This window comes from Salmonella sp. NW722, assembly GCF_051702785.1.
Taxonomy (GTDB): Bacteria; Pseudomonadota; Gammaproteobacteria; order Enterobacterales; family Enterobacteriaceae; genus Salmonella; species Salmonella enterica.
The window spans coordinates 1-7,828 of the sequence record NZ_JAMMIN010000005.1 but is presented as its reverse complement, the minus strand read 5'-3'; the positions used below and the strand labels follow the sequence as shown (position 1 = coordinate 7,828).

7 protein-coding genes, 2 tRNA genes, 3 other RNA genes and 1 pseudogene are annotated in these 7,828 nt (G+C 48.9%); 4 read left to right on the top strand and 9 right to left on the bottom strand.

The window, feature by feature from the left end; translation table 11 throughout:
- Nucleotide 1: 1 nt before the first annotated feature.
- The 7 genes from NA330_RS12965 to NA330_RS12935 all read right to left on the bottom strand — a co-directional run bounded on the left by NA330_RS12965 (nucleotide 2) and on the right by NA330_RS12935 (nucleotide 2,247).
- Nucleotides 2–132: non-coding RNA, RtT sRNA (locus tag NA330_RS12965), on the bottom strand.
- Nucleotides 133–175: 43 nt separating this feature from the next.
- Nucleotides 176–260: transfer RNA gene (locus NA330_RS12960), tRNA-Tyr, on the bottom strand.
- A 34-nt stretch (nucleotides 261–294) separates the two neighbouring features.
- A non-coding RNA gene (locus NA330_RS12955) (RtT sRNA) lies at nucleotides 295–426 on the bottom strand.
- Between the two features lie 44 nt (nucleotides 427–470).
- Nucleotides 471–555: transfer RNA gene (locus NA330_RS12950), tRNA-Tyr, on the bottom strand.
- Nucleotides 556–583: 28 nt separating this feature from the next.
- Nucleotides 584–725, bottom strand: a non-coding RNA gene (locus tag NA330_RS12945) — RtT sRNA.
- A gap of 170 nt (nucleotides 726–895) precedes the next feature.
- Nucleotides 896–1,738 (bottom strand): formyltetrahydrofolate deformylase, encoded by an 843-nt coding sequence (gene purU, locus NA330_RS12940; RefSeq protein WP_001191156.1) that lies wholly within the window; start codon nucleotides 1,736–1,738, stop codon nucleotides 896–898.
- Nucleotides 1,739–1,788: 50 nt separating this feature from the next.
- On the bottom strand, nucleotides 1,789–2,247 hold the full coding sequence (locus NA330_RS12935) for a YchJ family protein (RefSeq protein ID WP_001540172.1): 459 nt from the start codon (nucleotides 2,245–2,247) through the stop codon (nucleotides 1,789–1,791).
- Between the two features lie 110 nt (nucleotides 2,248–2,357).
- Here NA330_RS12935 and rssA point away from each other — a divergent pair, with 110 nt between their 5' ends.
- The 3 genes from rssA (at nucleotide 2,358) to galU (ending at nucleotide 5,478) form a co-directional block, all read left to right on the top strand.
- Nucleotides 2,358–3,263: a patatin-like phospholipase RssA gene (gene rssA, locus NA330_RS12930; protein WP_001230575.1), complete on the top strand. Its 906-nt coding sequence runs from the start codon at nucleotides 2,358–2,360 to the stop codon at nucleotides 3,261–3,263.
- A gap of 90 nt (nucleotides 3,264–3,353) precedes the next feature.
- A complete protein-coding gene (gene rssB / locus NA330_RS12925; protein ID WP_000193434.1) occupies nucleotides 3,354–4,367 on the top strand; it encodes a two-component system response regulator RssB in 1,014 nt (337 codons plus the stop codon).
- Nucleotides 4,368–4,569: 202 nt separating this feature from the next.
- Nucleotides 4,570–5,478, top strand: coding sequence for a UTP--glucose-1-phosphate uridylyltransferase GalU (gene galU, locus NA330_RS12920; RefSeq protein ID WP_000729450.1), 909 nt, complete (start codon nucleotides 4,570–4,572; stop codon nucleotides 5,476–5,478).
- A gap of 133 nt (nucleotides 5,479–5,611) precedes the next feature.
- Here galU and hns read toward each other — a convergent pair whose 3' ends face one another.
- Nucleotides 5,612–6,025 (bottom strand): histone-like nucleoid-structuring protein H-NS, encoded by a 414-nt coding sequence (hns, locus tag NA330_RS12915; RefSeq protein ID WP_001287383.1) that lies wholly within the window; start codon nucleotides 6,023–6,025, stop codon nucleotides 5,612–5,614.
- 662 nt (nucleotides 6,026–6,687) lie between these two features.
- Between hns and tdk the strand changes: the two genes are divergently transcribed.
- Nucleotides 6,688–7,305 carry a thymidine kinase gene (gene tdk / locus NA330_RS12910; RefSeq protein WP_000068097.1) on the top strand — a complete coding sequence of 206 codons (618 nt, stop codon included), beginning with the start codon at nucleotides 6,688–6,690 and terminating at the stop codon, nucleotides 7,303–7,305.
- Nucleotides 7,306–7,501: 196 nt separating this feature from the next.
- Here the strand turns inward: tdk and NA330_RS12905 are convergent.
- A pseudogene (locus NA330_RS12905) lies at nucleotides 7,502–7,828 on the bottom strand (iron-containing alcohol dehydrogenase); the annotation flags it as partial.

Genomic DNA, 7,828 nt, shown 5'->3' with positions numbered 1-7,828 from the left:
ATGGTGGTGGGGGAAGGATGACTCAGCGCTGCGCGCTTCGCCCTTCGGGTCGTTGCCTGCGGCAACGCTTTCTCGCTGCGCTCGAATCGAACCTTAGTCGAAGCTTCTCATCCTTCCCGTACAGAAAGATATGAGACACTATGCTTAACGGGGATAAGATACGCGACGGGAGTGATGGTGGTGGGGGAAGGATTCGAACCTTCGAAGTCGATGACGGCAGATTTACAGTCTGCTCCCTTTGGCCGCTCGGGAACCCCACCAGGGGTAATTCAAATTGTAGGTAAAGCTTGAAGATGGTGGTGGGGGAAGGATTATTCGTCGCTTCGCTCCTCACCCTACGGGCCGTTGCCGTTGGCAACGTTCTCTCGCTTTCGCTCGAGTCGAACCTTAATCGAAGGTTCTCACCCTTCCCCGACAAGTGCAAACTTCTGCATTGCTCATCGAGTTAACTACATCGCTGTAGTGAATAATGGTGGTGGGGGAAGGATTCGAACCTTCGAAGTCGATGACGGCAGATTTACAGTCTGCTCCCTTTGGCCGCTCGGGAACCCCACCACGGGATAAATTCATTATGCTGCTTGCATTCTATAGCGGGAAGGATTATTCGGAGCTAAAGCTCCTCACCCTTCGGGCCGTTGCCTGCGGCAACGTTCTCTCACTATTGCTCGAGTCGAACCTTGAAGTCGATGACGGCAGATTTGCAGTCAGCTCCCTTATGATCGCTCGGGAACCCCACCACGGGGTAATGCTTAATACTGGCCCGCTTCCTTTCGGGAAGCGGGGCGCATCATATCAAATGACACGCCGCTGTAAAGCATTCCTTTGCCTGAAATGAACTGTTTGCGTACTTTTCATCCGTAACGGATTAAAGCTAATCAATTCATATTACTGACGATTAAAGAATAATCGTCCGATTGCCGTAAACAAAGACCCGCTGCGCCAGAACCTGATACAGCGCGCGGCTTAATACGTTTTTCTCAACGTCGCGCCCGGCACGCATCATATCTTCTGCGGTGTAAGTGTGATCGACATGAATCACGTCCTGCATAATGATTGGGCCTTCATCCAGATTATCATTCACATAGTGCGCGGTAGCACCGATGATTTTCACGCCGCGCTCATAGGCCTGATGATAAGGGCGCGCGCCGATAAACGCCGGCAGGAATGAGTGGTGGATATTGATAATTTTGTTCGGGAAGCGCGCCACAAAACCTGGCGTCAAAACACGCATATACTTGGCCAGCACCACATAGTCCGGTTGATGGGCATCAATGGCGTCCGCCATCTTCGTGTCATGCTCTTCACGCGTTAATCCCTCATGGCTGACCAGTTCGAAAGGGATCTCAAAACGTTCAACCAGCGAGCGTAACGTTTCATGGTTGCCAATGACCGCGGCGATTTCAACATCCAGCCCGCCATAGTTGGCTTTCATCAGCAGGTCGCCCAGACAATGCGCCTCTTTAGTAACCAGAATCACTACCCGACGGCGTCCGGCGGGATTGAGTTCACGAACAGAGCCTTCCGGTAAGGCGCTGTCCAGATCGGCCAGAAGAGTGGAATCATTGAAGATGCCTTCCAGCTCGGTCCGCATAAAAAAGCGTCCGGTGCGATGGTCCACAAATTCATTGTTTTGCACAATATTAAGCTCGTGCTTATAGCAAATGTTGGTAATCCGCGCGATAAGGCCTTTTTGATCGGGACAAATAGTACGCAGAACTTTACGTTGTAGTGATTGCATTGCCGGAAAAATCCTGTTGAGAGTGTTTGCTGTATCGATACTGTCAGGCGTCACTGGCCGCAGCACTTTTTAAATTTTTTGCCTGAACCGCACGGGCAGGGATCATTTCGACCCAACTGCGGGCGGGTACCGTCAATATAATACCACTGACCGTTTTCTTTGATAAAACGAGAACGTTCGATAATCGCCCCGGTTTTCCCTTGTTCGGAAAAACGCGCGATAAAACTAACATACCCTGTATTTTCTGCTTCTGACCAGGTATGTTCAAAAATAGTCAGGCCGAGCCACCTGGTATTGGCAAATCCGGCGATGATATCATCACGAAACGCGGCCGCATTGCAGGTTGGATGCCAGCTCTTAATTAAGTAATCTGCGTCTTTCATCACAAAAGCGCAGTAACGAGAGCGCATGAGATGTGACGGATCGGGTGCTACTCGTTCTCCGGACACAATACGACCACAACATAGGCTATACTCGTCAGCGCTACCACAGGGACAAGGCTGAGACACAATAATCTCCCTGAATATAAAAAACGGCGTTGAACGCCAGGGTGGCATTATGTTAACTGAGCAGTGGCGATGTTGCTACGTCTTGAAGCCAGGGGAAGTCGTTAAGTACGATGAGAAAAATGAAAATAGGGCTGGCGCTGGGATCTGGCGCAGCGAGAGGATGGTCTCATATTGGGGTCATCAAAGCCCTCAAGCAAACAGGCATTGATATTGATATCGTTGCAGGATGCTCAATAGGTTCGCTGGTCGGCGCCGCGTATGCCTGTAATAAATTATCGGCGCTTGAACAGTGGGTATGTTCATTCCGCTACTGGGATGTTTTACGCCTGATGGATGTATCCTGGGGCAGAGGAGGATTGCTTCGCGGCGAACGCGTATTTAATCACTATCGGGATATTATGCCCGTCACGGATTTTGACCACTGTTCAAGACGTTTTGGCGCGGTCGCGACGAATCTTAGCACGGGACGAGAGCTATGGTTTACTGAAGGCGATCTACACCTTGCTGTACGCGCGTCGTGCAGTATGCCAGGGCTGATGTCTCCGGTTGAACATAACGGTTACTGGCTGGTAGATGGCGCAGTCGTTAATCCGGTACCTGTTTCGTTAACCAGGGCGCTGGGGGCTGATATCGTTATTGCGGTAGACCTGCAACATGATGCCCACCTCATGCAGCAAGATTTACTCTCTGTAAATGTCGGGAATATCAATGAAGAGAGCGATGATGCGCTGCCCTGGCATAAGCGTTTAAAAGAACGTTTCAGTAGCCTGACTTCACGCCGTGGCGTGAGTTCGCCTGGGGCAATGGAAATCATGACAACCTCCATTCAGGTGTTGGAAAATCGTCTTAAACGTAACCGTATGGCTGGCGATCCGCCTGATATTCTCATTCAACCATTCTGTCCGCAAATCTCTACGCTGGATTTTCATCGCGCCCATGCCGCTATTGCGGCGGGTCAGTTAGCCGTAGAGAAAAAGATGGACGAACTTATACCCTTGGTGCGTACCGACGTTTAATGTACCTTTTACGATCACTTAAGCAAATTCTGACAGGCGCAAGCGGCAATACCATGCCACTATTGATTAAAGCCAGTCAGGGGAGAGAACATGACGCAGCCATTGGTCGGAAAACAGATTCTTATTGTTGAAGACGAGCCTGTATTTCGCTCGCTTCTGGATTCGTGGTTTTCCTCTTTGGGAGCGACAACGGCATTGGCAGGCGACGGGGTGGATGCCCTGGAGTTGATGGGGCGTTTTACCCCTGATCTCATGATATGTGATATCGCGATGCCGAGAATGAACGGTCTCAAACTGGTAGAAAACTTACGTAATCGCGGAGACCAGACGCCTATTCTGGTTATTTCCGCAACAGAAAATATGGCGGATATCGCCAAAGCGTTACGCCTTGGGGTTGAAGATGTCTTGCTGAAGCCGGTAAAAGATCTCAACCGCTTGCGGGAAACCGTATTCGCTTGCTTATACCCTAATATGTTTAACTCGCGGGTTGAAGAAGAAGAACGCCTGTTTCGTGACTGGGATGCAATGGTGAGTAATCCGACCGCCGCAGCGCAATTGTTGCAGGAATTGCAGCCCCCGGTACAGCAGGTGATTTCTCATTGCCGCATTAATTACCGGCAGCTCGTCTCCGCCAATCAGCCTGGACTGGTGCTGGATATTGCGCCGCTATCTGATAACGAACTGGCATTTTATTGCCTGGATGTCACCCGGGCGGGCGATAACGGCGTGTTAGCCGCATTGTTGCTGCGGGCGCTATTTAACGGCTTATTGCAGGATCAGCTAGGCCAACAAAAGCACCGTTTACCGGAGTTAGGCGCGCTATTAAAACAGGTAAATCATCTGCTCAGACAAGCCAATTTACCTGGGCAATTCCCGCTATTTGTCGGCTACTATCACAGTGAGCTCAAAAATTTGATTCTCGTCTCCGCCGGATTGAACGCCACCTTAAATACGGGTGCTCATCAGGTTCAAATTAGCAGCGGCGTGCCGCTAGGAACATTGGGTAACGCCTACCTTAACCAATTAAGCCAGCGTTGCGACTCATGGCAGTGTCAAATATGGGGCGCAGGAGGGCGTCTGCGATTGATGTTGTCTGCGGAATGACCAAACGGAAGAGTGAGCGGAAATTGCTTTACCGGCCTTTCCCGACGAGTGTTACTATCTGCGGCAGATTTATAAGTATTTGTCTTAATTATACCAATATAAGTCCTTTTTGGACCTGAGGCTTGTTCTGGTACTGATATACTGGAACACGATACAGATTAATGAACACGTTCAATACATGAACAGTCCAGGAGAATTTTAAATGGCTGCCCTTAATTCGAAAGTCAAAAAAGCCGTTATCCCGGTCGCGGGATTGGGAACCAGGATGCTGCCAGCGACCAAAGCTATCCCGAAAGAGATGCTGCCGCTGGTTGATAAGCCATTAATTCAGTACGTCGTGAACGAATGTATCGCTGCTGGCATTACTGAAATCGTGCTTGTTACGCACTCGTCTAAAAACTCTATTGAAAACCACTTTGATACCAGTTTTGAGCTGGAAGCGATGCTGGAAAAACGCGTTAAGCGTCAGCTTCTGGAGGAGGTTCAGTCTATTTGCCCTCCGCATGTCACTATTATGCAGGTACGTCAAGGGCTGGCAAAAGGCCTGGGCCATGCCGTATTGTGCGCGCATCCCGTTGTCGGAAACGAACCTGTCGCTGTTATTCTGCCAGACGTTATTCTTGACGAATATGAGTCCGACCTGTCTCAGGATAACCTGGCTGAAATGATCCGCCGTTTCGACGAAACCGGCAATAGCCAGATTATGGTTGAGCCAGTAGAAGATGTGACCGCATACGGCGTGGTCGATTGTAAAGGCGTTGAGCTGGCGCCGGGCGAAAGTGTGCCGATGGTTGGCGTGGTTGAAAAACCAAAAGCGGATGTCGCGCCGTCTAACCTTGCGATTGTCGGGCGTTATGTGTTGAGCGCGGATATCTGGGCGTTGCTGGCGAAAACCCCTCCGGGCGCCGGGGATGAAATTCAGTTGACCGATGCTATCGATATGCTGATCGAAAAAGAAACGGTTGAAGCCTACCACATGAAGGGTAAAAGCCATGACTGTGGTAATAAGTTAGGATATATGCAGGCATTCGTTGAATATGGCATCCGTCATAATTCGCTGGGTGCTGAATTTAAAGCCTGGCTTGAAGAAGAAATGGGTATTAAGAAGTAACGATACGTTATAAATTTTTTAACAGAAGCGCTGGTAAATCCGGCGCTTTTTTTATGCCTGGGGTCGTCAGCGGAGAACTCAGGCATAAAAAAAATCCCGCCAGCGGCGGGATTTTAAGCATCCAGGAAGTAAATTATTCCTTGATCAGGAAATCTTCCAGTTGCTTACCTTGTTCTTCCATTGCTTTTTTGATTACAGCCGGTGTACGACCCTGGCCAGTCCAGGTTTTAGTTTCACCGTTTTCGTCAACATAGCTATATTTAGCCGGACGAGCTGCACGTTTAGCTTTGGTACCGGATTTAGCGGCAGCCATGCTATTCAGCAGTTCATTCGGGTCAATGCCGTCGGCAATTAACATTTCACGATACTGTTGCAGTTTACGAGTGCGTTCTTCCACTTCAGCAGCAGCAGCGCTTTCTTCTTCACGACGCTCATTAACGACAACTTCTAATTTTTCCAGCATTTCTTCAAGCGTTTCCAGAGTACATTCTCTTGCCTGCGCACGAAGAGTACGGATGTTGTTCAGAATTTTAAGTGCTTCGCTCATTGTAGTAATCTCAAACTTATATTGGGGTGGTTTGTTGAGCTAATAATAGAGCGATAAATTCAGTTGTGCAATAGCCAGGAATGTAAGGAATTCAAAATTACGCTTTATTAAGCACACGTTTTAATTATCTCAACTTAAATTTTCCTTGAGGCGCCGCACAAAAAAGAGCTTATTGGCAGGGGGGATACTCACCGTCTGTCGCTAAAAATTTAGGAGTCAGGTCACATTTTATCATGATGAAATACGATCTCATTGCAGAGATATCAATCTCTTGTATTAGCTTTCCTTACAAGAAAACCCTATTACTTTGCACCGGGTATGAGTAACGGTAACAATAAGTACAAGGTTTTCATATTGGCGGGTGATGATAAGCATTGTTGATGAATTTTAACGGCATAATTTGTGAAGGAATGTGTATATACCCTTCATACTTCAAGTTGCTTATGTGTTGGCTACGCTCGCGCACCCCAGCCACATAGTTATCTATGCTCCTGGGGACTCACTCCCTTGCCGCCTTTAAGCAACTCGAATTATTTTGGGTATAGTGAGCGATGTTTGTACAATTCTTAATACTCACCGGAGCGCGAGCCGCGCCGTCGCGTCGGTAAATTATGGTACAATCCCGCCAATCTTTATTTCACTCAGGCGAGGTCCTGCGACCAATGGCACAGCTATATTTCTACTATTCGGCAATGAATGCGGGTAAGTCGACTGCACTGCTGCAATCTTCATACAATTATCAGGAACGCGGGATGCGTACCGTCGTATATACGGCGGAAATCGACGATCGTTTCGGCGCAGGCAAAGTCAGCTCTCGTATCGGTTTGTCGTCGCCGGCAAAATTGTTTAACCAAAATACATCCTTGTTTGAAGAGATTCGTGCCGAGAGCGCGCGGCAGACAATACATTGCGTGTTAGTCGACGAAAGCCAGTTTTTGACTCGCCAGCAGGTTTATCAATTATCCGAGGTTGTCGACAAATTAGATATTCCAGTACTTTGCTATGGGCTACGAACAGACTTTCGTGGGGAGCTCTTTGTCGGCAGCCAATACTTGCTGGCATGGTCAGATAAGCTGGTGGAATTAAAAACTATCTGTTTCTGCGGTCGTAAAGCCAGTATGGTTCTGCGCCTTGATCAGGACGGCAGGCCTTATAACGAAGGCGAACAGGTGGTTATTGGCGGGAATGAACGCTACGTTTCAGTTTGCCGTAAGCATTATAAGGACGCGCTGGAGGAGGGCTCACTGACGGCGATTCAGGAGCGTCATCGGCACATATGATACCTGGGGTAAAGATCGGCTTATAAAACGCCCTGTAGCGCTTTGGAGGTCATTATTCAGGCCTCCTGACGAAGGGCGTGCCGTGAGCACGTAGGCCAGATGGTAAGCATAGCGCCTTCAGGCATCAGATAAACAGGTAAAACAAAAAAACGGCCTCAATTGAGGCCGTTATTGTCATGCTAAAACAGATAACGAATTAAGCGGATTTTTTCGCTTTTTTCTCTGCTTTCGGTGCGGCAACGACGTCTTTCTTCGCTGCAACTTCACCTTCGGTGAAATCACGACCGTAGTAGGTATCCAGCAGAATCTGTTTCAGTTCGGAAATCAGCGGATAACGCGGGTTAGCGCCGGTGCACTGGTCATCGAAGGCATCTTCAGACAGTTTGTCAACGTGCGCCAGGAAGTCAGCTTCCTGCACGCCTGCTTCACGGATAGACTTAGGAATGCCCAGCTCAGCTTTAATGCTTTCCAGCCATGCCAGCAGTTTTTCAATCTTAGCGGCGGTACGGTCGCCCGGCGCGCT